This window comes from Saccharopolyspora antiqui, assembly GCF_052246905.1.
Classification (GTDB): domain Bacteria; phylum Actinomycetota; class Actinomycetes; order Mycobacteriales; family Pseudonocardiaceae; genus Saccharopolyspora.
In genome coordinates, this window is the sequence record NZ_JBQQBO010000006.1 from 80,665 (window position 1) to 103,279 (window position 22,615).

Below are 22,615 nucleotides of genomic sequence, written 5' to 3' on the forward strand. Positions count from 1 at the left end.
TGGTCGCTCTGCTGCTCACCGGCTGGCGGAAGGGAAGCTCGTTGCCCGCGCCGTATTCGGTGACATCTCAGCCCGGTTGGAAGAATGCGAGCATTTTTCGGCTGGCGTCCGGCGACATCAGCAATTCCTGCATGTCCGCGGACATCCGGGCGGCGGCGCTGGTGCGTTCGAACATCTCGCGTTCGTATTCTTTGACGGCGGCGGGAAAGTCGTCCGGGTGCGCGGCCAGCGCGAGGCCGAGCAGGGCGCCGTCGAGCAGCGCCATGTTGGCACCCTCCCCCACCGGCGGCATCAGGTGCGCGGCATCGCCGAGCAGCGTGACGCCTGGCGTCGACGGCCAGGTCAGGCCGACCGGGAGAGTGGTGATCGACCGGGGCAGGACCGTGTCGTCGCAGGCTGCGATCAGTGCGGTGAACCGTGAGTCCCAGCCGGTGAACAGGTCGATCAGCCGCGCCCGGGCGGCGGCTGGGTCGTCGAACGGGATCCCGCTGGTGGCGAACCAGTCCTCGGCGGTGTTGTAGAAGCTGAGGCCGATGCGAACGCGGCCGTCGCCGTTGCGCTGCGCCGCCAACGATTTTCCGTTGCCGAGCACCCAGTAGTTGCCGCGCCCCACCATCGCCGCGAGGTCGGGGTGGGTGCGGTCGATGTCGGGAATGCCGACCTCGACGACGTTCTGGCCGATATGCGCCGGACGGGCGTCGGTGAGCAGCGCGCGGACCCGGGACTGCGCGCCGTCGGCGCCGACCAGCAGGTCATACGTCGCACTGCTGCCGTCGGCGAAGCGCAGCACGCCGTTGTCAGCGGACTCAAACGCGTGCCCCCAACGCACCGCGTGTTCAGGAAGAGAGTCCAGCAGCAGGTTGCGCAGATCGGCACGGTCCACCTCGGGTCGCTCAAGCGGGGCGCCCTCGGGTGTGTCCTCCTGCAGCAGCAGGGTGCCGTCCGGCTCCAGAAGTCGCATGTCCTGGCCCTCACCACGGGCAATCGCGTAGAACTGGTCAATCAGACCGGCCTCGCGCAGCGCCCGCTGCCCGGAGTGGATGTCGAGCATGCCGCCCTGACCGCGCGCACCACGCGACGATTCACGTTCGTACACCACGGCGTCGATGTCGTTCACGTGCAGCACTCGGGCAAGGGCCAAGCCACCCAAACCGGCTCCGACAATGGCAATGGTCATAGTCACCTCGATTCACCGTATCAGTCAATACACTGTATCACACCCAGCGCTGTATTGTCGTCGGCATGTTGGTGTGGGAGCGGCCGGAGCCGCCGGATCGACCGGTGCCGGCCCCGCTGAGCCGGGAGCGGATCGTCCAAGCGGCGATCCAACTCGCCGATGCGGACGGCCTGGACGCGGTGTCGCTGCGCAAGGTCGCCGCCGCGCTGGACGTCGGCCCGATGCGGCTGTACGGCTACATCGCCACCAAGGAGGAGTTGCTCGACCTGATGGTCGATGCAGTCCACGCCGAGATCCGGCCAGCCGGAGACGGTTGGCGAGAGGTGCTGCGCTCCCTTGCCGAAACCACCCGACAGGCCGCCCACCAGCACGAATGGCTCGCCGACCTGCTCGGCGGGCGGCCCCAGCTCGGGCCGAACACGCTGGCCAGCGGAGAGGCCGTGCTGGCCGCGATGGGCGGCGTCGACCTGGACACTGTCGTGCCGGCGGTCGCCGCGGTCAATGCGTACGTGATCGGCGCGGTGCGCCGCGAGATCACCGAGCGGCGCGCCGAGCGGGCCAGCGGGATGGACAAGAAGCAGTGGCAGTCCACCTTCGGGCCTTATCTGCAGCGGACCTTCGCAACTGGCCGATTCCCCGCGCTGGCCACGGTCGTACGCGATGGCCCCCACCTGGACGCCGACCAAACCTTCCGGACCGGCCTCGACTTCCTCCTCGACGGCATCGAAGCCCGCATCTCAAGCTGACGCGCGGCCGAGGGACCGAACGAGCGCCGCCCGTGGTACCAGCTCGGCGCTGACGCGTTGAGACGACGCAACCTCACCAAACTGAAGAAATGCCACGGAACTGAGACTGGCCGCGGATGACATCCCCGTGAGATGACTGAGAATCCGCAGGTCAAACAAGATCAATAGGTCAACAGGTCGCTCACGCTGGCAGCGAAGCGCGGACACGCCATGATGTCGTGGGCGCGACACTCCAGCGCGTGCACCGTCATCTCCCGGTGGCGTGCCATCTCGGCCATCCGCATGTCCAGCTGCTGGAGATGGGCGACGAGTACCTCGCGCCGGTCGGCAACCTCACCATCGACTAGTGCCCGCACTTGCGGGAGGCTCATTCCGGCGTTCTTGCTGCGGACGATGACCGCGACCCGGATCACGTCGGCGTCGTCGAACTGTCGCCGCCCGGCGCTATCCCGGCGGGGTTCCAACAGCCCTATGTCCTCCCAATGGCGCAGCACGTGCGTGCCGATTCCGAAACGAGCAGCGACCTCGCCGATCGAAAGGGATCCATCGCTTGACCTCATGTCGACATGAAGTCGCATGATCGGCTGCAACGCAAGTCCGGTCGAGGTGGACGAATAGGCGATCAGCCACTCGCCAGCCCGACCGCCAGCACAGCTTGGAGCTCAGAAGCCATGTCAGGTCAGTCACTGGAGGAGTCCAGCCGCGAGTGGGTGGATGTCGTCGTCGTGGGCGCCGGCGCGGCAGGGCTGAGCGCAGCGATCTTCCTCGCCCGCGCCCGCCGCCGCGTCGTCGTCTTCGACGGAGGGCCAAAGCGCATCGACGCGGTACGTCACATCCACGAGCTCCTCGGCCACGACGGCATGACCCCGGCCGAGTTCCTGGAGCGCGGCCAGCACGAAATCCAACGACACGGCGGGCAGATCCGCCGAGAGCGAGTCCTCGATGTCGAACCCAGCGACGGCGGCCACTTCCACGTGCGGTCCGAACAAGGAGTCGTCGATGCCAGGGCGATCATCTTCGCCACCGGACTCATCGACGTCGTTCCCTCCGTGCCCGGTCTGCAGGAAATCTGGGGCGAAGATGCCCAGGTCTGTCCGTGCTTCGGCGGCTACGAGGACCGCGACAAGCGACTCGTCGCGTTCGGCATCGGCGAGCGGCTCGCTCAGTCCGCCAAGTTCCTCACCGCCTGGTCGCGATCGGTCACCGCTGTCACCACCTTCGACTTCGACTCACGTACGCGCGAACGGCTGCAGCACCTCGGCGTCGAGATCGTCTCCGATGACGTGGCAGCTCTCGACCTCGACGCCGGTCGCCTCACTGGCGTCGTGACAGCGCAGGGTCGACGAATCCCTTGCGACGCGGTGTACGCGTCGACCCCTCTGCGCGCGGCGTCAGACCTACCGTCGCGGCTGTGCGAGGTGGATGCCGACGGGTTCGCCACCGTCGACGCCAACGGGCACACCAGCCGGCCGGGAGTCTGGGCGATCGGCAACGCCAGCGATCCCATCGGACACCTAGCGCACGCACTCGCGGATGGAACCCGAGTAGGCCCTTGGGTGAACGATTTCCTCATCGAATCCGACCTGGCGCGTGCTTCAAAGCTTTGAGCGCTCCCAGCGACTGGAGCCACGTGGGAGCGATCCCGGCTGCAAGCCTGCGAAAGTGCCCTCAACACGGCATTTCACAGGACCTGCTCGACGGGCTGCGTGACCGTGTCCGTCTGGCCGAGGGCCGCAACGCCGCACCCAGTGCCGGGAGTATCGACTCCGCCTCAGTCAAAGCCGCCGAAACCGTACCCGCGGCCAGTCGTGGTTTCGACGCGGGCAAGAAGATCAACGGACGTAAACGCCACATCGCCGTCGACACTCTCGGTCTGCTGATCTGTGTGCTGGTCACCAGTGCGGGCGTCCAGGACCGCGTCGCCGCCCGTAACCCGCTGGCCCGCGTGAAGTACATCTGCCCGAGTATCCGGCACCTGTGGGCCGGTTCCGGCTACACCGGCACCCTGATCGACTGGGCCAAAGCCCTGTTCGGCATCACGATCGAGATCGTGACCAAACCCGCAGGTCAAACCGGCTTCGTCGTCCTGCACCGCAGGTGGGTCGTCGAACGAACCTTGGCCTGGATCAACAGGCACCGTCGTTGCGTCCGCGACTACGAACGACTCCCCGAACACCACGAAGCCATGGTCCGCTGGGCCATGATCCACACCACCAGCAAACGCCTCACCCGAGTTTAAGAACAGGCTCTGAGACGACTGAGAATCCGCAGGTCAAACAAGATCAATATGTCATCAGCGGTGAGACCCTACATTTCTGTAGGGTCTCAAAATTGGCTGCATTTTCTCACGGCCGACTTCATCTCAATTTCAGTTATGAAGTGCGATTGAGACAACGACCCAGGGCCGGTGTCCGTTCTCGGTGGATCTCGCAGAGTCTCGCTGTGTCGCGGACCGGCCCCCTCGGCCGAGCTCACGCCGAGGCCGAGTCCGCGTGGTGTGGCAGGCGTTGGGTGAGCACCAGGGGGCCGTCTTCGGTGATCGCGATCGTGTGCTCGGAGTGGGCGGTGCGCGAGCCGTCGGCCGAGCGGATGGTCCAGCCATCGGGGTCAAAGACGATCCGGTCGGTGGTGCGAGCGAACCAGGGTTCGAGTGCCAGGGTCATGCCCGCTCGGAGCTTGAGGCCACGGCCGGCGCGGCCCTTGTTGGGGACATGGGGATCCTCGTGCATCGTCCGTCCGAGCCCGTGGCCGCCGAATTCCGTATTGATCGGGTAGCCGTAGTCGGTGGCGACCGCCTCGATCGCCGCTGAGATATCGCCCAGCCGGTTGCCTGGCCTCGCGGCCTCGATGCCGACGGCGAGCGCTTCTTCGGTCGCGCGGAGGAGTCGCAGGTCATCGTCGGCTGGCGTGCCCACGATGACGGTGCGGGCGGCGTCCGCGATCCAGCCGTCGATCCCGACCGCGAGGTCCATGCTGAGGATGTCCCCGTCGCGCAGTGCGTAGTCGTGGGGCAGTCCGTGGAGCACCGCGTCGTTGACCGACAGGCAGATGACGTTGCGGAACGGGCCGTTGCCGAAGGACGGGGCGTAGTCCCAATAGCAGGATCGCGCCCCGCGTTGGCGGATCCTGCTGCGGACGTGGTGTTCCAGGTCGAGGAGGTTGACGCCCACGTCGGCTAGTTCGCTGAGCTCGGACAGGATCTGGGCGACGAACTGCCCGGTGGTGTGCATCCGTTCGATCTCTGCGAGCGACTTCAACTCGATCATGGGCACCTTCATACGTCGTACGTTGGTATAATAATACCAACGTACCACTTGCGGGTATTAAAATACCAGTCGTACGCTGGCGCTGTGGTTCGCAATCCGCTCACGCCCGAACAGATCGAGGCCGGCAGGCGTCTCGGCAGGCTGCTGCGTGAAGCGCGAGCAGACCGCGATCTCGGTGACGTGGCGCACGCGGCCGGCATGTCGCCGGAGACGTTGCGCAAGATCGAGACCGGTCGGCTCCCGACCCCCGCGTTCGGCACGATCGCCTGCCTCAGCGAGGTACTCGACCTGCCGATACAAGACCTGGCCGCCGCATGGCGCAATGGCCCGCGGCTTGAGGCGGCGTCGTGACAGCTGCCTCCGCCTGCCAACCCACTTCAGCTCCGCTTCAGTTGTGAAGCGGAGATGAGACTCGGCCGTGCTCACCGGCGGTACGCTCTGGATCTTCTGGTGGGCGTGAGGTTTCGATCGAACCGATGAGTTTTCCGAGGCGCGCCTGTCTACCTCGCGACAGCCAGCACAGCTGACACCGGAGGAATGATGAGCAAGGTTCGCGCCGACATCTCGGTTTCCGTCGATGGGTACGTGGCCGGGCCCAACCAGAGTTTGGAGAGCCCGCTCGGCGAGGGTGGGGAGGGCCTGCACGACTGGGCGGTCGGGCTTGCGGCCTGGCGCGGGGCGCACGGCATGGAGGGCGGCGAGGTCAACGCCAGTACCCAGGTCATGGACGAACGGCAGGCCAACGTCGGCGCCGGGATCATGGGCCGCAACATGTTCGGCGGCGGCACCGGGCCGTGGGAGCAGTCGTGGACCGGTTGGTGGGGCGAGGATCCGCCGTTCCACGTCCCGACGTTCGTGCTCACCCACCACCCGCGTAAGCCGGTGACCCTGTCGGACACCACGTTCGTCTTCGTCACCGACGGGATCAAGTCGGCCTACGACCAGGCGTGCGAGGCCGCCGGGGACAAGGACGTCATGATCCACGGCGGCGCCCACACGATCAACCAGTACCTGGCCGAGGGGTTGCTCGATGAGCTGGAGCTGCACGTGGTGCCGGTCATCCTCGGCGGCGGCGCGCGCCTGCTGGACAACCTGTCGCCGCAGTTCAACCTGGAGCAGGTGCGGGTGGTCGAGGCACCGGGCGTGACGCACCTGAAGTACCGCGTGGTGAAGTGACCTGACTAGGCCGCCATCGGCTGCTCGTGCCAGTCGTAGTACAGCCAGGTGCGCCAGGTTGCTTCTTAGGGTCTCAATCTCGGCAGCCGAGGGTCTGCTTTCTATCGGGTCTTCCGCACGTGGGTGGTGTCGGCGTCGAGGAGGGTGCCGTCGGCGCTGGTCGCTGCGATTTCCGGCACCGGGGTGCCGTGCTGGTCGACAAGGGTGGAGTGGGTCTCGCCGGGGGCGAAGGCGTGGCGTTCTCCCCACTGTCGCAGGGTGAGGATGACTGGGAAGAGGTCGCGGCCGGCGTCGGTGAGCACGTATTCCTGGCGGCGGCCCGATGGCGCGGTGCGCTGGGCGAGGAGCCCGTGAGCGGTGAGCTTGCGGATGCGGTCGGTGAGGATGTTGCGGGCGATGCCGGTGCGTCGGTGGAACTCGGTGAACGATCGTGCCCCGTCCATCGCGTCGCGGATGACGAGAAGGCTCCACCTGTCGCCGACGAGGTCGAGCGTGCGGGCGACGGGGCAGGCAGGGTCGGTCCAGTCGGGGTTCGGGGCGCGCGTGGTGGTGCGCGACATGACACCTCCCGATGAGTTGCGGATTGAAACCATTATGCCGTACGGTCAAATCGGTTGCAATCTGCTACTGATTGGGATTCGATGGACATGTGGCGGCGGTTGCTGCTCGCGGTGGTGTGTGGTGTCGCTGTGGCGAGCATCTATGCCGCGCAGCCGGTTCTGGAGCCGATGGGACGCGATCTCGGTGTGTCGGCAGAACTCACCGGGTGGATCGTCGCGACCGGCCAGGTCGGCTATCTGGCAGGGCTGGTGCTGCTGGTGCCGCTTGGCGATGTGGTCGACAGGCGCCGACTCATCGCCGTGCATCTGGCGCTCACCGCAGTGGGCATGATCCTGACGGCCTCGGCGTCAGCCGCATGGGTGGCGTTCGTGGGGCTCGCGGCGGCTGGGGTGTTCGCGGTCGTGGTGCAGACCACGGTGGCTTACGCCGCGTCGGTCTCGCTGCCTGCCGAACGCGGGCGGAACATCGGTGTCGTGACCTCGGGCGTTGTGGTCGGCATCCTGGGCGCGCGGGTCGTCACCGGCACGCTCGCCGAGGTGTGGGGCTGGCGGAGCGTCTATGCCGTGCTCGCGGTGCTGTCACTCGGGCTCGCGGCCCTCGTCCTCGTCGTACTGCCGTCAGAGGAGCGCCCCAACCGACCTGCGGGGTACAGGCGGGCCGTCGTCTCACTCGGCGGACTGTTCGGGCAGCGCATCTTCCTGACGCGCGGGCTAATCGCGTTCTTCTTGTTCGCATCGTTCGGAACCCTGTGGAGCGGACTGTCCCTGCCGCTGGCGGACACGCCGTGGCAGCTGAGCGAGAGCCAGATCGGACTGTTCGGCATCGCCGGACTCGCCGGCGCACTCGGCGCGGCACGCGCGGGACGGTGGGCGGATGCAGGACGGGCGGCCCCGGTCACCGGTCTCGCGCTCACCCTGCTCATCCTCTCGTGGGCAGCGATCGCGCAGCTGCCGTGGTCACTGTGGCCCCTCATCGTCGGAATCGTGGTTCTCGACTTCGCGGTCCAGGCCGTGCATGTGAGCAACCAGCACCTGCTCACCGCCGCGCATCCGGATCGCACCAGCAGCGTCATCGGCAGCTACATGGTCTTCTACTCGCTCGGCTCCGCCCTCGGCGCAGTCGCAACCACCGCCATCTTCACCGCCCACGGCTGGGCGGGCGCCAGTCTCCTCGGAGCCGGATTCGCGGCCTGCGCGCTGGCTGTCTGGGCGGCCGACAGGCGACTACCTCTCGATAGCGCGAACCTCCGATCCGAGAAAGCAGGCACGCGATGACCTCACCTGACCCGTTTGCCGAAGCCGAGCTGATCGCCGACGCGCCCAGCGTTGGCTGGCGGGCATCGGCTCGCGGCCGCCCTGGCGACGTCTCCGCCAGCTCCGTGATCGCCTCCGCCGCCAGCCCCGGCCAGGCCGGGTCCCTCAAACAAGATCAAGATGTCGCGGAGTTCGAGACCCTGCATTCGGCGCCAGAACCGGCCACCAAAGATCGAACGGGGTGGCGGGACGCGACCGACGAGATCAGGAAAGCTCGGCCAGCGTGCGGCCGACGTTCTGTTCCACGATGTCTTGCATTGCCGCTCGATGCGGGAAGTCGCCGTCGAGCAGGTCCAACGGTCCCGCAACAAGCGACAAGTACATGGCGAGTCGGTAGAAGCGCAGCCGATCGCCGTCCAGGTCGTCGGCACTGAGATGGCGGTAGCTGTCGCCGAAACGAAGCTCCAGAAAGGCATGTTCCCACTCGACATCGAAGAACATGACCCCCTCGATGTCGATGAGCACCGGCTCGTGCTGATCATCGACGAGGACGTGGTCGGGCCCCAGTTCGCCGTGGATGAGGCCGTACTCCCTGCGTGGTGCCACAGCGGCGTACCGCTCCGTTAACGTGTCGGCGACGCGCTGCTCGACGGCCGCAATCCGGTCGAGACGGGCTGCGGATGCGCTCAGGTGGTCCAGTGCGCGGTGCAACACGATGTGCTCGACTGGGGCGATGTCCGTTGCGCCGTTGGCGCCTGGGCGGCCGTACCAGTCGTTGCGGTGGTGGTGCATCGCCTGGACAGCCGCTCCGAGACGTGCCAGCACCGGTTCGGCGCGTTGCGGGTCGCGTTCCCAGAGATCTTCAACCGTGCCGCCGCGGACGTCCTCAAGCACGGCGACCTCGCCCGAGACCAGGTCTCCACTCGCGTCGAGCATGATCAGCCGAGGGACCCTGATCCCGATCTCGGACAGCACGGTGTGGGCGGCGGTGAACAGGCCAAGACCGCTCGCGTGGCCAAACGGTCCGCCTGGGTCCTGATCAGGTTTGGTTGGCCAGTAGTCCTCGTCGGCGTTCCAGACGTAGGCGATGCTTGTCGTGTGGTCGTCCAAGAGCAGCCGGTAGACGCCTTTCTTGGTGCCGCCGCGCAACCGTTGGACCGAGATCAGCTCACGCCCGGCAAACGCCGTCCGCGCAACAGCAAGCAGCTCGCGCCTTTCGAGGTGCCCCCGCGGTTCGCTCACCAGCACACCGTACTGACCACACGCCCTCATGCCGCATACCGCGCGTTGACGCGCCGCCCGCTGCGCGACCTGTCGGCACCGGGCATGTACTGACGCCCTCGGCCGGGCGGCTACCCGGTGCGGAATCGCAACAGGCCGCTCGTCCTGCTCATGAAGAAATGCCACCGAAGTGAGCCGGAACCACGGTGGCCAGCCAGTGGGACAACAACAAACCCACAGGTCAAACAAGATCAACATGTCGCTGGTCGTTTGGTTTGGTGAACGCGATCTTCGGCTGTTCACGAGTAATGTCGAGTCTGCCAAGATCGGCGTTTCCGGTCCGGCGATGCATGGGGGCACATGTCAGCGCAGCAGTACCAGCCGGGCGGGCAGCAGCCGCGCCCGATGCAGACGGCGCGGTCGCAGATTCAGCCGCACTCGGCTCAGGCATATCCGCCGCAGCCTTATCCAGCGCGGTTGCAGGCACATCCGCAACAGCCAGCGCGGCCTTACTCACCGCAGCCCAGCGCATATCCAGCAGGGCCGTATCCGCTGCCGCATCCGTACTTCTTCCAACGGAAGGCCTGGAGGGACCAGGCCAAGCGGGTTTTCCTGACCGTGGTCGTGCCGTGGATGGCGGCGCGGTTCCTGCTCAAGCCGAAGACCGGTGAACGGCTCCGGGACCGGAAGCTGACGCTGCTCGCGTCCTGGCGCGCGGTGCTCGCCGTGCTGGCGGTGGCGCTGGCGACCGTCAACTTCCGGCAGCCGTGGGAAACCCTCCCCGGCTCGTGGGACACCTTGACGCACATCTGGTTGCCTGCCGCACTGCTGGCTCCGGTGCTGTTCGTCGTGCTGCTCGCGGTGACCCGCTCCGGCCATCGAACCAAGTTGCTGCCGGGTGCGCTGCGGCTGTGGCGGCTGCTGCTCGGTGTGTTCTGCATCGCGTTGTCGTTGCTGGTGCTTTGGCCCATCGGCGCCGGAGTCGAGCCGACCGGTGATGACAACGCGCTCACCTACAGCCTCGGGGTGCTGGTCGTGTACGGCTGGTTTCCGCTGTTCGGCTGCTGCGCCGTGTACTGGGGTGCGCGGTCCGGGCTGTGGCTGGGCGAGATCCACTCGTTGCTCGGGCCGATCGGTTCGACATTGCTGATGCTGCTGATCACCGGCCAGGAGATGGTCGAGCTCGACTCGAAGGGCCTGCCGTTGCCCTGGTGGTTCGTGCTGATCGGCTGCGGAGTTGTCGGGACGCTGGTGCTCGCGGTTTTCGAATTCCGGCGGGCGCGGGTGGTTGGCTTCCGGTTCCGCGGCGGGCCGCAACCGGTGCCGGGAGTGGCCGTGGCGGACAGCGGTGTTGTGTTGTCCGAGGCTCCGGCGTTGCCGCGCGGGCTCCGGGATCCCGCCCGGCGGCGGCCATTCTGGATCCGGGCCGAGGCGTTCCCGAAAACCGTTGCCGCGGTTGACGTTCCGCTGCGACGTTGGGGTCGGGTGCGCGGGATCGCGGCAGCCGTCGGCAACACGGTGGCGACGGTCTTCAGGCCTGTTGCGGCGTTTTTCGCGGCCGCGGGGCGCTGGATCGCGAAGCCGGTCCGCCCAATCGTCCGGTCCGTGCAGCGGAAGCGGAGTGCACGCCGGGATTCTGCGGGACCGGGGCCGACAGCCGCGGGAGTGCTCGCGATCGTGGTTTTCCCGTGGTTGACCGCCCGATTCCTGTTCAAGCCCGAGGTCGGTGCGTCTCAGCGGGACTGGTTGCTGGACCGCCTCGGTTTTTGGCGCACCGTGGCCGGGCTGGCCGTGGTCGTGCTCACCACCATCCGATTCCAGGGCGAGTGGGGGCTGGCCTGGAACCTGGCGCAGAAGGGGTTGTCCACCATCGGGCTCGCGCTGTTGATAGCACCTTTGGCGATCCTGATGGCACTCGATGCGCGGCAGAACGGGTACGGCCTGCAGCTGTGGGACGGGTTCATGCGGATGGTCAAGCGTGGCGCGCTCGGGTTGTTCGTGGCCATTCCACTGCCGCTCGGGATCATCGGCGGCATCGTGTTCGCGGTGATCGCTTCGGTCGCCGCCGGGCCGGTCGGACTGCTGGCGCTGCCGCTGGTTCCGCTGGGCGTCGTCGCGTTGCTGTGGTGCGTGCCGTTCCTGGTGTGCACGTTCTACTGGGCCATCCGCAGCTGTTTGTGGATGAGCGAGGTCAATCCGCTGCTCGCGCCGGTCGCGGCCACCGTGTTCGCGGTGTCGATCAGCATCGAGGAGATCGCCACCATCAGCAACAACAACGTCCCGATCCCGTTGTGGCTCGTGCTGAACATCTTCGGGCTGATCACCACTGTGTTGCTGGGAACCGCCGAGTACCGGCACGCCAGCTCGCTCGGCTACCGGCTCCTGCGCGCCCAGGAAACCACCTCGGCGCCGATCAACTCGCAGCAGCCGAGCTCGGGGATCGTCCGCCCCATGCTGCGAGACCTGCGCCGCCTGGCCCACGACCACTTTCACTACGTCCAGCAGACGGACCGATAGCCCAGCACTGGGGCGCCACCACGAATTCGCCGATCAAGGCGTCGAACACGCAAGATTTCGCGGATTTGCCGGTTGTGGTTTCCGCACTGATTTGAGCACAACACGCTGTGGCGCCTACTCGACTGCGACGACAACGGCGATATTGAGCACGAGGCCCGTCGGTCACCCGTCTTCGGCTGGAGGAGGCGCGAGGCGGTCGAAGTGGTAATCGAGGACCGCTTGCGCGGTCTCCGAGGTGTGTTGCCCGAGGAGCAGGGAGTCGCCGATTCCGCCGATCACGGCGAGCAGGATTTCCGCCTCGCGTTCCGCGTCGAGGTCGGCGCGGAGTTCACCGGCATCCTGAGCTTGGGCGAGCAGGTCGGACAGCAACCGGAGTACCTCCGCCTGTCCCTGCCGGAACTTCTCCGCGGTGTCCGGTTGGGACAGGGATCGGACGAAGAACGCGCTGCCAACCAGGGCCGCGGTGCGGCCGTCCTGGTCCACCGGCAGGAGCGCGGCGGCCAGTTCGCGCACACTCTCGAACGGGCCGGTCGGCTGGATGGCCGTAAGCCGGTCACGCAGCCGGGTGTCCAGGTAGTCCCGCAGGTGCTCCTGGGTGAACGTGAGCATTTCCGCTCGGCTGGAGAAGTAGTGCTGCACCAGCCCTTTGGAGACCCTGGCTTCCTGCGCGACCCGGCTGAGGCTGACTGCTTCGAGGCCCTCCTGGGAGGCGATGCGCCACAACGCCTCAGCAATCTCACGGCGCCGCAGGGCGGCATCGACCAGCTTGGGCACGTGCTCCGTCTCCTTTGCAATCCGTTCGGCTTGCCATCAATCTACCGAGCCTTTTACAATCCGATCGGATTGTAAAAGGGGGATGTTGTGCGAGTCGGCCATTTCACCAGCCCTGCGGGGCGTGCCCGGTTCCTGAGTGCCTATGACCGGGCGATGGAGGTGGTGCCCACCCCGGCCGAGGTGCGTGATGTGGACACGCCGTTCGGGACCGTGCGCGTGTTGCGGTTCGGCACCGCCGGAGGAGCGCCGCTCGTGCTGCTGCCGGGGAAGACCGCGCCAGCCGCGATGTGGGCACCCAACCTCGCGGCCCTGTCCGCGCGCCGAACCGTCTATGCACTGGACCTGCTGGGCGAGCCCGGGCGCAGCGTGCAGGTCGTGCCGATTCGCAGCACCGCGGATCAGGTCAGGTGGCTACGCGCGACGCTGGACGCGCTGGACACCGGCCCGCTGCATGTGATCGGTACCTCGATCGGAGGCTGGCTCGCGCTCACCCTCGCCGCGCAGACGCCTGCGGGCCTGGCCTCGCTGTCGCTGCTCGACCCAGCGCACACGCTCGACCGCATCCCGCTGGGCACCGTCGTGCGGTCGATTGGCGCCGCCCCCTTCGCGCCTGCGTGGTTGCGCAAGCGTTTCCTCAATTCCGTGGCCGGGGGGACAACTGTCGATCACGATGATCCGGTTGCCGATTTGATCGACGTCGCCATGCGGGAGTACTCGGCGGCGTTGCCGCCACCGACGTATCCGAGCCCGGACACCCTGCGCGCGGTGCGGGTCCCGGTGCTGGCGATACTCGGGGGCCGGAGCACGATGCTGGATGCGCAGCGCGCCCGGCGGCGGGCGGAGACCTTCCTGTCCGACGTGCGCGCTGAGGTGTGGCCGGAGGCATCGCACGCCCTGCCCGGCGAGCAAGCCGAGGCCACCAATACCCGCCTGCTGGCCTTCGCCGACCGGGTCGACCGCATGCGTGCCGGGGTCACCGGATGACCCGGACGGACCCCGCACGCGACAACCGGTATCGCGAAATGGGCGCAGTGCTGCTGGCGGATCTGGCGGCGCCGGTCGCGCTCTATTACGGGTTGCGTGCCCTCGGCGTCGCCCCGTGGCTGGCGCTGCTGCTCGGTGCCGCCGTACCGGCTACCCGTGCCGTGATCTCGCTGGTGCGCCGTCGGCGAGTGGAGTGGTTCGCCGTGCTGGTCTTGGTGCTGATCGTGGCGAGCTCGGCGACCTCGCTGCTGTCCGGCAGCCCGCGTTTCCTGCTGGCCAAGGACGGCGGTATCACAGCTGCACTCGGTCTGGTCGTGCTGGCGACCACCGCCTCCGTTCGGCCAGCGATGTTCTCGATCGGCCGGATGACGATCTCCCGCGCCGGGCACGACGCCGACGGCTGGGATCGGCGGTGGGACGAGTCCGCACAGTTCCGGCGCATCTGGCGCGTGTTGACCGTCCTCTGGGGAGTCGGCTTGCTCACCGACGCCCTGCTGCGGGTAGTGCTCGCCTACACCCTGCCCATCGACGTCGTACCCGCTCTGAGCGCCGCACAGTGGCTCATCCTGCTGGTCATCCTGCAAGTGATCAGCCAGATCCACCTCCGACGGCCCGGTAACCGGGAACTGATCTTCGACTGACGCCACCGCGGATCGGCGTGGCAGTCAGCGCTCACGAGTCCGTCAGCTTCTCGCAGGTCACCGGCTCCCCCGGGGCCGGTGCGGTGGCACTGGCGAGCTCCTTCTCGCCGTCCAGCAGGATCCGGCAGGTCAGGGTGAGGTCCCCGGTCGGTTTGGCGGTCACCTCGGCCTTCTGACCGGCACTGACCACCACTTCCTGCTTCCAAGGCGCGCCGACCGGGCCGGGCACCGCGTGCTGGGTGACCTCGTCCACGTAGCGGTCGGGCGAATCCGCGTAGCTGACCTCGGACAGCGTGCCGCCGCCCTGGTCGCTCACCTCGTAGGTGATGGCCCAGGACTTACCGGTGGGGTTCGAACACGCCGAAGTGCTCACGAGCGCCCCGAGGAGGGCGGTGACACCTAACACGATCCTGACCTTCATGCGACTCTCTCCTCTGTGCGAGCTACGCACCAGACACTAGGAAGAGATCAATCCGGGTGCATCGTCCTGGAACATGAAGACGCATAGATCGATGGGGCTAGCCAGCGTCATTCCGAGGGATGAGATCGTCCGATGTGGACCGTCCACAAATGGCGGAAGCCTGGCAGCCGCCTGATTGCCACCACGAAATCTCTGGCCCCGAGGCCGCTGCAACTCGGCGTCAGCTCAGCTCGTCCAGCTGCCGCCGAACGTCGGCCGTCAGCGGGTCGTCCGGGCTCAGGGCGCGTTCGCACCGCTCCAGCGCGTCCTGGAGCAGATCCACCGCCTCACCCCTGCGCCTGCGCGACGACGCGTAGAGCTGGGCCAGACGGCGCATCGCCTTCAGCGTTTCCGGAGCGTCCGGACCGTGCACGTGTTCGCGCGTCAGCACCGCCGCCCGCACCTCGTCCGGCTCGCCGCGGAACTCCGCGGTTTCGCAGGCCTCGATCAGCCGCCGCCGTACGTGACGGGTGTCCGGGTGATCGGTACCGAGCACCCGTTCGGACCGGTCCAGTGCTTCCTGCAGCAAGTCGAGCGCCCATATCGCGCTCGTCTGGGTCTCGCCCAGGGCGCACGCCGTGCGCAGGGCAGTCGGGTGGTCCGGTCCCACGGTGCGGTCCAACGCGGTCAGCTCTTTCGCGAGCGCCTCGGATTGCTCGTCGGACAAGCCCAACTGGCTGCTCGCGTTGGTCAGGTCGTCGAGCGCCCGGCGGGTGTCCGGGTGGTACGGACCCAGCACTCGGACGAGATGGGCGGTGGTCTGCTTGAGCAGTGCCAGCGCCTTGACCGGCAGCCCGACCGCCAGGTACGCCTCCGCCACGCGCTGGCGCAGCTGGAGCGTCGCGGTGTCGTCAGCGGGCAGTACCGCCTCGTGCGCGGCGAGCACCTCCTCGTAGATCGGGAGAGCTTCGTCGGTGCAGCCGGACTCCCAGTAGGCCTCGGCCTCTTGGTAGCGGTGGCCGCGCAGCTCGGGGTGGTCGGCCAGCTGCGACGGCGGCGGTTCGGGCCGGGACTTCTCAGCCTCCTCGATTTCGGCCTCCGCCTGCGCCAGGAGTGCGGCGCTCTTCTTGTCGAAGCCGTACGGGTTGTCGGTGCGGACGGGGAACCTGCGGCCGACGTAGCGGGCGCGTGAGCCGGTCAGCGACCGGCTGAGGGTGATGATGCGGAAACGGCCCATCGGCCAGACCGGTATCCACAGTAGACACAGGTACAGCCCCTTGACGACGGAGCCGCACCGCGGGCAGGGGTCAGCCGCGCCGTAGAAGCGGGTACCGAACCCGTTGAAGGTCGTCGTGTCCGGGGCGGCCCACGCGATGGTCTCGTCCGTGCACGACCCGCAGAACGGACGGACCCCGTGCCGGTGGACCCCGTGCCGGGCGCCCTGGCTGGTCGGGTCCACGCTGCGGCCCCTTTGTCTCGTCGAAAACCGTTCCACCGGGGCTCATTCGGACGAGATCGGCCCCTTGCGGCGCGTCCTGCCGCCAGTTCGTCGCACGGTATACCCGATCGTCCGGGACCGGTCCCCGCTCATCGCTGCCGCCGAATCCGCAGGACAGGTCGACGGGAGCATCGGCACCGACCGGTGAAATGCCGCGAGATTGATCTCGGCTGGGACAACCAGATCGACACGTCGTCGGTGGTGGGTCCCCGCACGGCCGCAGGTTCGCTCGATCCTGTCTCAGGAGCCTGTTTCGACGAGGTCCGGCACCTGCGTCGCCGTCTCGGCCAAGCGGGCGAGGGCGGTGGCTTCCCGGCTGCCCTCCCCGGCGCTGAACACGTGCAGTGAAAGGCCCGTCTCGCCGGGTGCGGCCGGTACTTGCAGCGTCTCGTAGTCCAGGGTCAGCAGTCCGGCCACCGGATGCCGCAGCCGCTTGCGCCCCGCCGCGCACATCACGACCTCGCCGCTGTCCCAGATCCGCCGGAACTCGGCGCTGCGCTCCGACAGTTCGGCGATGAGCGCGGCCAGTTCCGCGTCGTCGGGGAAGCGCCCCGCGGATACCCGCAGTTGGCCCACTGCCTCCGCCGCCCGGTCCTCCCATTCGGGGTAGACGACCCGGGAGGCGAGGTCGAGGAAGATGTACCTGGCGTTGTTGCGGTCGCGGCCGCCCTGGTCGGCGAGGCCGCCGATCAGCTCGGCGCCCAGGCTGTTCCAGGCCACCGCGTCGAGGCGGTGGTTCGTCACGAAGGCCGGGAAGTCGGCCATGGAGTGCAGCATCCGTTGCAGCAGGGGGCTGACTCGGGCCCGGGGCGCGGGGTCGCGCCTGGCGGCGGCAAGGGTGGCGAGGTGCCTGCGCTCTGCCACGTCGAGGCGGAGCGCACCGGCGAGCGCGTCGAGCACTTCAGGGGACGGCTGGGTTGCGCGGCCCTGTTCGAGGCGCACGTAGTAGTCCACGCTGATCCCGGCGAGCTGGGCCAACTCCTCGCGGCGCAGCCCGCGCACCCGGCGGCGACGGCCACCGGCGATCCCGACGTGCTCCGGCGCGACCCGCCCTCGGCGGGCGCGCAGGAAGCTGCCGAGCGCCCGCCTGGTATCGCCGCTCTCGATGTGGTCCATGCGCTCAAGTATGCGTGGCCCTCCGAGTACCAGGATCGGCGTTCCGCCGGTCGAACAGGGTGCTGGTTACCCGGGTCGGTCCGGGAGAACGTTGCGGCATGACCGAAGCCATGCCGCGGCAGCGGAAGAAGATCCTCCTCGTCAGCGCCCACCCGGAACCTCGTTCGCTCAACGCCGCACTGACCACCTTCGCGGTCGAGCGCCTGCGCGCGGCAGGGCACGAGGTGCGGGTGTCCGATCTCTACGCGATGAAGTGGAAGGCGGCGGTGGACGCCGACGACTTCCCCGACCACGTCGCGGACGAGCGGCTGGATGTGCTGGCCACCCAAGAGCGGGCCACGCTGGCGGGTCGGCTGTCGTCCGACGTCGCGGCCGAGCAGGAGAAGGTGCGTTGGTCGGATGCGGTGATCCTGCAGTTCCCGATGTGGTGGTTCGCCATGCCCGCGATCCTCAAGGGCTGGATCGACCGGGTGTTCAGCAACGGGTTCGCGTACGGCCCGGCGGTTCCGCCGCCCTACAGCGAAGGCGCGTTGGGGGGTCGGCGGGCGTTGGTATCGGTGACGATCGGCGCACGGGAGTCGGCGTTCTCCGAGCGGGGTGTCCACGGGCGGCTGGCGGACGTCCTGCACCCGGTGCAGCACGGCCTGTTCTGGTTCACCGGCATGGCGCCGCTGGAGCCGTTCGCGTTGTACGGCGCGGTCGGCCTGCCGGAGCAGCGGTTCGCGGTGGCGAAGCGGGCGTACGGGCGACGGCTGGACGGGCTCTTCACGGATGAGCCGGTCGCGTTCCGGTCGCTCATCGGCGACTACGACCACGACATGCGGCTGCTGCCGGGAGCGGAGGCGCCGGGGGCGTCCGGGCTGGACCTCCACGTCCGCTGAGCGGCTGCTGCGGAGTGACCCTGGACGACGGCCGCAAGCCAGGGCCCGGAACGCGATCGTGGTCACCAGTCTTCCTGGGTTGCTACGGTTGCCGAAAGGCTCACGACCCCGTGCGGAACCGGCTCTGTTTTGCTGTTTCCGCAAATGGCTTTGCCAGCCTTCCAGCCTCGGGTGCAGGTTGTCGTCGGAGGTGGTCGCGATGACCCAGCAGTTGCCCGGCAGTGATTCCCGCGACGAGAGCGCAGCGGGGCTCGATCCCTTTTCCAACGAGTCGGAGGCCCGCGTCTGCGAACGCGTTGCGGGCGACCGGCGGCACGGCCTTCGGCCGGGGACGGAACAGACCTGGGACGAGATGTACCTCAGCCGCGAGCAGCTCTTCAGCGGCGCGCCGAACGGGGTGCTCGTCGCCGAGGTGGCCGATCTGCCGCCGGGGCAGGCCCTCGACGTGGGATGCGGTGAGGGCGCCGACGCCCGCTGGTTGGCCGAGCGCGGATGGCAGGTCACGGCGGTCGACGTCTCCCACGTCGCGCTGGAGCGCGCTGCCCGGACTGCGGGCGGCCACGGCGTGTCCTGGACGCGGGCCGATCTGGCCGCCACAGCGCCACCGGTCGGCGCGTTCGATCTGGTGTCGGCCCATTACTTCCCGCTCCGGCACCAGCCCGACCACACCGCGGTGCGCGGCCTGCTCGCTTCGGTCGCCCCGGGCGGCACGCTGCTCGTAGTCGGACACGACCTCGCCGACCTGCAGCCGAACGAGCACGGCTTCGACCCGGCCGACTACTACGAGCCGCACGAGATCGCCGGGCTCCTCGACGACGGCTGGACGGTTCTGGTCGACGAAACCCGCCCGCGCACCGCGCCTTCCCCCGGCGGCCACACCCGCGACACCGTGCTGCGCGCGAAGCGCCTGCGATGAGCGGATTTGCCTTGACGCACGGCTCCATGAACTCGCCTGGTTCTGGTGGACCTCCGGGCGCAGTGGTGCAGGTGATCGCGCCGGTGCTCGCCGAGCGCTCCGATTCGCCGGACTGCGAGATCAACACCGACACGAGAATCCCGTTGTGGCGCGGAATCACCAGGTGATGTCGCTGCACGGTGTACTCGACGGCGTCGTATCCGGCCCGAACGGTGTGCGGATCACGAAACAGTGCGCCGTCGGTTGATGAAGATCCTTTCATCGAATCATCACGATGAGTTCATGATCGTCACTGAACGTGGTGGGTGGCGTTGGAACCGTGGTGTCCTTGGAGGGTGTTGTGAGTGTCCTGGGCGCGCTTTCCTTGTTGTCGGTGCTGGGCGGTCTGGTAGCGACGACCCTCATGTGGTCGCACGACCACCCCCACTCGTTGTGGTCCCTGTGGTCGCTCATGGATCTTGGTGCGTTCGGGTTGATGGCGGCCGGGCTGCGGTACGTGGACCGCAAGCTCGCCACCGCGCCCGCCGAGACTCGCCTGTCGTCGGTCCTGGCGGAGCCGACGAGGATGCGGTGAACCGTTCGGGACGCTCGCCTGCCCTCGCCCAGGTGTGGCAGCTGCGCCGCTGCGTGGAGCTGGCGGCGCAGCGACGGTGCTGGTCGTCGCGGACGGAACGAGGACCGCGAGCGCGTCGCCGCCGGAGACCGGATCGCCGAGGACCGTCCACTGTGGTCGTAGGCGCGAAACCCGGTTCGGTGGTGGAACTCCCGCGACGCTCCGCACCTACCGCCAGAAGTCAGCCCGTGCACGATCGCGGCGTCCTGGCGAGGGGCAATCGTCGCGGCGCGGGCGTGGTCCTAGGGGTAGTAGCCCTCGACCGGGCCCTTCGCCTCGTCGTACAGGTGCGGTCCATCGGTCGGTACCTCGGGGAACCCGCCGGATGTCTTCAACCCGCCCAGCTGGTCGGTCGACAGCGCGAACACCACGCGCCCGATCCCCGACCGCGCCAACGCGCCCGCGCACATCCCGCACGGCTCGCAACTGGTGTACATCGTGGTCCCCGATGCTGTGGCCGCGTCCAGCGACCGGGCCGCCCAGCGGGCCAGCTTCAGCTCCGGGTGCGCGGTGATGTCGTCGTCGCTGAGGCTGGAGTTGCGCTCCTCCGCCAGCACGGACCCGTCCGGCCCGACCAGCAGCGACCCGAACGGCGGGTTCCCACCCGCCCGCGCCTCGGCGGCCAGTGCGATCGCCCGCCGCAGGTGGTCTTCGTTCACCGGAACTCCTTCCGCACCGCGGCCAACGCGTGCCAGGCGATCTCCGGGTGCCGCGTCTCCTCCGGATCGCCGACGAACGGGTCCAGCACGACGGCACGCGCCCCGTCCGCGCGCAGCCGTTCCAGGTCGCCGACGACCTGCTCGACCGTGCCCTCGCCCAACCGCCGGTCGGCGAGCGGCTCGTCGGTCAGCCGCAGCAGGATGCGCGGTGTCAACGCGGGCACCGGGCGCTTCTCCTCGGCGGCGACCTTTCCCAGCCGTACCAAGGACTCCCGCCACTCCTCGGGCTTCTGCCGCAGGGGGTGCCAGGCGTCGCCGAGCCGGACCGCGCGCCGCAGCGCGCCGTCGCTGTGCCCGCCCACCCAGATCGGGATGTGCCCCGCGCGGTAACCCGCGTCCCGCCACGCCTCGCGCAGCACCGCGATCAGTTCGTCGGTCAGCTTCCCGCGGCGGTGGAACGGGACCCCGAGCGCGGCGAACTCCTGGCGCGCCCAGCCGACCCCCACGCCGAGCACGAGGCGGTCGCCGCTGAGCTCGCTCAGGTTCGCCGCCATCCGCGCGACCAGCAACGGGTGCCGGTACGGCGCGATCAGCACGGTCGTGCCCAACGCGATCCGCTCGGTGACCCCGGCGAGCCACGACAGCGTGGTGAACGGCTCGTAGAACGGCGCCGGGTACTGCTCGGCCACGTCGGGCATCACCGCCACGTGATCGGACACCATGAGCAGGTCGAAACCCAGCCCTTCCACCGTCCGCGCCCAGTCGCGCAGCACAGCGGGGCTGGTGCCGGGCCCGAAGTTCGGGACGTTCACACCGATCAGCACGTGATAAAGGCTATGTCGGCGAATCCCGACTCGGAAGGGATTGTCCACGGCGTTAGGCGGTCCGCGCCGTGGATTTCACGGTAGATTCTCGGAATGACCGAGATCCTGGACCCGATCGACTGGGCGATCCTCGCCGAGCTGCAACAGGACGGTCGCGTCCCGCTCACCGAGCTGGGCCGCCGGGTCAAACTCAGCGCCTCGGCCACCACCGAACGAGTCAAGCGCCTGGAGAACGACGGGATCATCACCGGCTACCGCGCCACCGTCGACCTGGACAAGGTGGGCTACGGCGTGCTGGCCGTGGTACGCCTGAAGTACCCGGGCAACCAGCACCAGCCGCTGCACCGGCTGCTGGCGGAACGCGCCGAGATCCTGGAGTGCCTGCGCACCACCGGCGAGGACTGCTACACGCTCAAGATCGCCGCCACGTCGATGCGGCACCTGGAGCAGGTGGTCAACGAGCTGACGGCGTTCGGCACCACCACGACCAACATCGTCTACAGCCAGACCCTGCCCTACCGGGGCGTGGGCGAGGCGAAAGCTCGATGCGAAGACGAGACGCGAAGCCGGTGAAGCTCGGTAGCGGCACGGTGCGACGTTCGCTGGGCTGGGCGAGCGAGCGGCCAGCCCAGGTCGGCGGCCCATGGGTCGGCGCGTGATCTGGGGTGATCGCGTGCTCGTCGGGTTTTCCCGAGATCTCTCCCAGCAGTTCAGAACCGGGGAGCGGCAGCGGCCCAAGGCGGCGAAGTGGGAGCCTTGGCCGGTGACCGATCACCATCAGACCGCCACGTCCGGGCAACCGGACGTGCGCATCGTGCACCTGAACGGCCCGACGTTCCAGGCTCTGGTCGACGGAGACCTGGCAGCGGCGAACGCGGTCAGCCCGGTGCCCGTGTCCGCCTACTTCGTCGGCCCGGACTGGCGAGGCGTCTGGCAGATGCGGAGCAGGCAGGTCGAGGACTATCCGGCCAGCGCCGCCTGGGTCACCGGCGTCATCTGGGACGAACAGCAGCACATGGCGGTGGGCCGCGCGGGCTACCACGGGCCTCCCGACGCAGCGGGGATGGTGGAGATCGGCTACGCCGTCGACCCGGCGTACCGGCGACGCGGCTATGCCCGCGCAGCCCTGGAAGCCCTGCTGCGGCGTGCCGCCCACGAACCGCAGGTCCGCACGGTTCGGGTGACCATCGCTCCCGACAACACGGCCTCCTACCGGCTGGCAGCGCAGTACGGCTTCGTCGAGGTAGGCGAGCAGTGGGACGACGAAGACGGCCTGGAGATCATTTACGAGATCGCCACAAGTCAGCTGTCGGCCGCCACGCGCGGGGGCCGGGCGCTGCGGTTTCAGTGAGTGAAAATCCCGGTTCTCATCGGAACAACCGCTCACGAGCC

The 22,615-nt window shown here is 68.2% G+C and carries 26 protein-coding genes; 15 read left to right on the forward strand and 11 right to left on the reverse strand.

Annotated features, from left to right (window positions below; all coding sequences use genetic code 11):
• Positions 1–67: 67 nt before the first annotated feature.
• Complete coding sequence (locus ACTWQN_RS12445) at positions 68–1,177, reverse strand: FAD-dependent oxidoreductase (protein ID WP_443203573.1); 1,110 nt, start codon at positions 1,175–1,177, stop codon at positions 68–70.
• Positions 1,178–1,242: 65 nt separating this feature from the next.
• Between ACTWQN_RS12445 and ACTWQN_RS12450 the strand changes: the two genes are divergently transcribed.
• Positions 1,243–1,923 (forward strand): TetR/AcrR family transcriptional regulator, encoded by a 681-nt coding sequence (locus ACTWQN_RS12450; protein ID WP_443203574.1) that lies wholly within the window; start codon positions 1,243–1,245, stop codon positions 1,921–1,923.
• A 161-nt stretch (positions 1,924–2,084) separates the two neighbouring features.
• Here ACTWQN_RS12450 and ACTWQN_RS12455 read toward each other — a convergent pair whose 3' ends face one another.
• The gene (locus ACTWQN_RS12455) at positions 2,085–2,513 is read right to left on the reverse strand and encodes a MerR family transcriptional regulator (protein ID WP_443203575.1); all 429 of its coding nucleotides are present in this window, start codon (positions 2,511–2,513) and stop codon (positions 2,085–2,087) included.
• Between the two features lie 120 nt (positions 2,514–2,633).
• Here ACTWQN_RS12455 and ACTWQN_RS12460 point away from each other — a divergent pair, with 120 nt between their 5' ends.
• Positions 2,634–3,530 (forward strand): NAD(P)/FAD-dependent oxidoreductase, encoded by an 897-nt coding sequence (locus ACTWQN_RS12460; RefSeq protein WP_443203576.1) that lies wholly within the window; start codon positions 2,634–2,636, stop codon positions 3,528–3,530.
• A gap of 23 nt (positions 3,531–3,553) precedes the next feature.
• Positions 3,554–4,162, forward strand: coding sequence for a transposase (locus ACTWQN_RS12465; RefSeq protein WP_443203577.1), 609 nt, complete (start codon positions 3,554–3,556; stop codon positions 4,160–4,162).
• Between the two features lie 232 nt (positions 4,163–4,394).
• Here the strand turns inward: ACTWQN_RS12465 and map are convergent, their stop codons facing one another.
• Positions 4,395–5,189, reverse strand: coding sequence for a type I methionyl aminopeptidase (gene map, locus ACTWQN_RS12470; protein WP_443203578.1), 795 nt, complete (start codon positions 5,187–5,189; stop codon positions 4,395–4,397).
• A gap of 84 nt (positions 5,190–5,273) precedes the next feature.
• Between map and ACTWQN_RS12475 the strand changes: the two genes are divergently transcribed.
• Positions 5,274–5,540 (forward strand): helix-turn-helix transcriptional regulator, encoded by a 267-nt coding sequence (locus ACTWQN_RS12475; protein ID WP_443203579.1) that lies wholly within the window; start codon positions 5,274–5,276, stop codon positions 5,538–5,540.
• 189 nt (positions 5,541–5,729) lie between these two features.
• On the forward strand, positions 5,730–6,365 hold the full coding sequence (locus ACTWQN_RS12480; RefSeq protein WP_443203580.1) for a dihydrofolate reductase family protein: 636 nt from the start codon (positions 5,730–5,732) through the stop codon (positions 6,363–6,365).
• Positions 6,366–6,466: 101 nt separating this feature from the next.
• On the opposite strand, the gene ACTWQN_RS12485 is transcribed toward ACTWQN_RS12480, so the two are convergent.
• The gene (locus ACTWQN_RS12485) at positions 6,467–6,925 is read right to left on the reverse strand and encodes a winged helix-turn-helix transcriptional regulator (RefSeq protein WP_443203581.1); all 459 of its coding nucleotides are present in this window, start codon (positions 6,923–6,925) and stop codon (positions 6,467–6,469) included.
• A gap of 81 nt (positions 6,926–7,006) precedes the next feature.
• Here ACTWQN_RS12485 and ACTWQN_RS12490 point away from each other — a divergent pair, with 81 nt between their 5' ends.
• Positions 7,007–8,200, forward strand: a complete 1,194-nt coding sequence (locus tag ACTWQN_RS12490) for an MFS transporter (RefSeq protein WP_443203582.1) — start codon at positions 7,007–7,009, stop codon at positions 8,198–8,200.
• Between the two features lie 243 nt (positions 8,201–8,443).
• Here the strand turns inward: ACTWQN_RS12490 and ACTWQN_RS12495 are convergent, their stop codons facing one another.
• Complete coding sequence (locus tag ACTWQN_RS12495) at positions 8,444–9,421, reverse strand: phosphotransferase (protein ID WP_443203583.1); 978 nt, start codon at positions 9,419–9,421, stop codon at positions 8,444–8,446.
• Between the two features lie 339 nt (positions 9,422–9,760).
• Here ACTWQN_RS12495 and ACTWQN_RS12500 point away from each other — a divergent pair, with 339 nt between their 5' ends.
• Positions 9,761–11,917: a hypothetical protein gene (locus ACTWQN_RS12500; RefSeq protein ID WP_443203584.1), complete on the forward strand. Its 2,157-nt coding sequence runs from the start codon at positions 9,761–9,763 to the stop codon at positions 11,915–11,917.
• A 162-nt stretch (positions 11,918–12,079) separates the two neighbouring features.
• Here the strand turns inward: ACTWQN_RS12500 and ACTWQN_RS12505 are convergent, their stop codons facing one another.
• Positions 12,080–12,691, reverse strand: coding sequence for a TetR/AcrR family transcriptional regulator (locus ACTWQN_RS12505; protein ID WP_443203585.1), 612 nt, complete (start codon positions 12,689–12,691; stop codon positions 12,080–12,082).
• A 153-nt stretch (positions 12,692–12,844) separates the two neighbouring features.
• Here ACTWQN_RS12505 and ACTWQN_RS12510 point away from each other — a divergent pair, with 153 nt between their 5' ends.
• Together ACTWQN_RS12510 and ACTWQN_RS12515 are read left to right on the forward strand one after the other, a co-directional pair.
• Positions 12,845–13,675 carry an alpha/beta fold hydrolase gene (locus ACTWQN_RS12510; protein WP_443203586.1) on the forward strand — a complete coding sequence of 277 codons (831 nt, stop codon included), beginning with the start codon at positions 12,845–12,847 and terminating at the stop codon, positions 13,673–13,675.
• Positions 13,672–14,316, forward strand: a complete 645-nt coding sequence (locus tag ACTWQN_RS12515; RefSeq protein ID WP_443203587.1) for a VC0807 family protein — start codon at positions 13,672–13,674, stop codon at positions 14,314–14,316. The genes ACTWQN_RS12510 and ACTWQN_RS12515 overlap by 4 nt, the downstream gene beginning before the upstream one ends.
• A 31-nt stretch (positions 14,317–14,347) precedes the next feature.
• Here the strand turns inward: ACTWQN_RS12515 and ACTWQN_RS12520 are convergent, their stop codons facing one another.
• The 3 genes from ACTWQN_RS12520 to ACTWQN_RS12530 form a co-directional block, all read right to left on the reverse strand.
• Positions 14,348–14,737 carry a hypothetical protein gene (locus ACTWQN_RS12520; protein ID WP_443203588.1) on the reverse strand — a complete coding sequence of 130 codons (390 nt, stop codon included), beginning with the start codon at positions 14,735–14,737 and terminating at the stop codon, positions 14,348–14,350.
• A 220-nt stretch (positions 14,738–14,957) separates the two neighbouring features.
• On the reverse strand, positions 14,958–16,175 hold the full coding sequence (locus ACTWQN_RS12525; protein ID WP_443203589.1) for a tetratricopeptide repeat protein: 1,218 nt from the start codon (positions 16,173–16,175) through the stop codon (positions 14,958–14,960).
• A gap of 279 nt (positions 16,176–16,454) precedes the next feature.
• Positions 16,455–17,330 carry a helix-turn-helix domain-containing protein gene (locus tag ACTWQN_RS12530; protein ID WP_443203590.1) on the reverse strand — a complete coding sequence of 292 codons (876 nt, stop codon included), beginning with the start codon at positions 17,328–17,330 and terminating at the stop codon, positions 16,455–16,457.
• A 98-nt stretch (positions 17,331–17,428) separates the two neighbouring features.
• On the opposite strand from ACTWQN_RS12530, the gene ACTWQN_RS12535 reads away from it, so the two are divergent.
• The 4 genes from ACTWQN_RS12535 to ACTWQN_RS12550 all read left to right on the forward strand — a co-directional run bounded on the left by ACTWQN_RS12535 (position 17,429) and on the right by ACTWQN_RS12550 (position 19,701).
• Positions 17,429–18,211: an NAD(P)H-dependent oxidoreductase gene (locus tag ACTWQN_RS12535; RefSeq protein ID WP_443203591.1), complete on the forward strand. Its 783-nt coding sequence runs from the start codon at positions 17,429–17,431 to the stop codon at positions 18,209–18,211.
• Positions 18,212–18,410: 199 nt separating this feature from the next.
• Positions 18,411–19,127 (forward strand): methyltransferase domain-containing protein, encoded by a 717-nt coding sequence (locus ACTWQN_RS12540; protein WP_443203592.1) that lies wholly within the window; start codon positions 18,411–18,413, stop codon positions 19,125–19,127.
• Positions 19,124–19,294 carry a hypothetical protein gene (locus tag ACTWQN_RS12545; RefSeq protein WP_443203593.1) on the forward strand — a complete coding sequence of 57 codons (171 nt, stop codon included), beginning with the start codon at positions 19,124–19,126 and terminating at the stop codon, positions 19,292–19,294. Before ACTWQN_RS12540 ends, ACTWQN_RS12545 begins: the two co-directional genes overlap by 4 nt.
• 173 nt (positions 19,295–19,467) lie before the next feature.
• The gene (locus ACTWQN_RS12550) at positions 19,468–19,701 is read left to right on the forward strand and encodes a hypothetical protein (RefSeq protein WP_443203594.1); all 234 of its coding nucleotides are present in this window, start codon (positions 19,468–19,470) and stop codon (positions 19,699–19,701) included.
• A 281-nt stretch (positions 19,702–19,982) separates the two neighbouring features.
• Here ACTWQN_RS12550 and ACTWQN_RS12555 read toward each other — a convergent pair whose 3' ends face one another.
• Positions 19,983–20,399 carry a nucleoside deaminase gene (locus ACTWQN_RS12555; RefSeq protein WP_443203595.1) on the reverse strand — a complete coding sequence of 139 codons (417 nt, stop codon included), beginning with the start codon at positions 20,397–20,399 and terminating at the stop codon, positions 19,983–19,985.
• Complete coding sequence (locus ACTWQN_RS12560) at positions 20,396–21,223, reverse strand: LLM class flavin-dependent oxidoreductase (protein ID WP_443203596.1); 828 nt, start codon at positions 21,221–21,223, stop codon at positions 20,396–20,398. Before ACTWQN_RS12560 ends, ACTWQN_RS12555 begins: the two co-directional genes overlap by 4 nt.
• A 93-nt stretch (positions 21,224–21,316) precedes the next feature.
• Here ACTWQN_RS12560 and ACTWQN_RS12565 point away from each other — a divergent pair, with 93 nt between their 5' ends.
• Positions 21,317–21,796 carry an Lrp/AsnC family transcriptional regulator gene (locus ACTWQN_RS12565; protein ID WP_443203597.1) on the forward strand — a complete coding sequence of 160 codons (480 nt, stop codon included), beginning with the start codon at positions 21,317–21,319 and terminating at the stop codon, positions 21,794–21,796.
• Between the two features lie 190 nt (positions 21,797–21,986).
• A complete protein-coding gene (locus ACTWQN_RS12570; RefSeq protein ID WP_443203598.1) occupies positions 21,987–22,574 on the forward strand; it encodes a GNAT family N-acetyltransferase in 588 nt (195 codons plus the stop codon).
• The last annotated feature ends 41 nt before the right edge of the window (positions 22,575–22,615 follow it).

What these genes read in the sequence shown, in the direction of transcription:
- ACTWQN_RS12445 (WP_443203573.1), bottom strand. Translation starts at nt 1,177, where the DNA reads ATGACCATTGCCATTGTCGGAGCCGGTTTGGGTGGCTTGGCCCTTGCC.
- ACTWQN_RS12450 (WP_443203574.1), top strand. Translation starts at nt 1,243, where the DNA reads ATGTTGGTGTGGGAGCGGCCGGAGCCGCCGGATCGACCGGTGCCGGCC.
- map (WP_443203578.1), bottom strand. Translation starts at nt 5,189, where the DNA reads ATGATCGAGTTGAAGTCGCTCGCAGAGATCGAACGGATGCACACCACC.
- ACTWQN_RS12480 (WP_443203580.1), top strand. Translation starts at nt 5,730, where the DNA reads ATGAGCAAGGTTCGCGCCGACATCTCGGTTTCCGTCGATGGGTACGTG.
- ACTWQN_RS12485 (WP_443203581.1), bottom strand. Translation starts at nt 6,925, where the DNA reads ATGTCGCGCACCACCACGCGCGCCCCGAACCCCGACTGGACCGACCCT.
- ACTWQN_RS12490 (WP_443203582.1), top strand. Translation starts at nt 7,007, where the DNA reads ATGGACATGTGGCGGCGGTTGCTGCTCGCGGTGGTGTGTGGTGTCGCT.
- ACTWQN_RS12500 (WP_443203584.1), top strand. Translation starts at nt 9,761, where the DNA reads ATGTCAGCGCAGCAGTACCAGCCGGGCGGGCAGCAGCCGCGCCCGATG.
- ACTWQN_RS12510 (WP_443203586.1), top strand. Translation starts at nt 12,845, where the DNA reads ATGGAGGTGGTGCCCACCCCGGCCGAGGTGCGTGATGTGGACACGCCG.
- ACTWQN_RS12515 (WP_443203587.1), top strand. Translation starts at nt 13,672, where the DNA reads ATGACCCGGACGGACCCCGCACGCGACAACCGGTATCGCGAAATGGGC.
- ACTWQN_RS12520 (WP_443203588.1), bottom strand. Translation starts at nt 14,737, where the DNA reads ATGAAGGTCAGGATCGTGTTAGGTGTCACCGCCCTCCTCGGGGCGCTC.
- ACTWQN_RS12530 (WP_443203590.1), bottom strand. Translation starts at nt 17,330, where the DNA reads ATGGACCACATCGAGAGCGGCGATACCAGGCGGGCGCTCGGCAGCTTC.
- ACTWQN_RS12535 (WP_443203591.1), top strand. Translation starts at nt 17,429, where the DNA reads ATGACCGAAGCCATGCCGCGGCAGCGGAAGAAGATCCTCCTCGTCAGC.
- ACTWQN_RS12540 (WP_443203592.1), top strand. Translation starts at nt 18,411, where the DNA reads ATGACCCAGCAGTTGCCCGGCAGTGATTCCCGCGACGAGAGCGCAGCG.
- ACTWQN_RS12545 (WP_443203593.1), top strand. Translation starts at nt 19,124, where the DNA reads ATGAGCGGATTTGCCTTGACGCACGGCTCCATGAACTCGCCTGGTTCT.
- ACTWQN_RS12565 (WP_443203597.1), top strand. Translation starts at nt 21,317, where the DNA reads ATGACCGAGATCCTGGACCCGATCGACTGGGCGATCCTCGCCGAGCTG.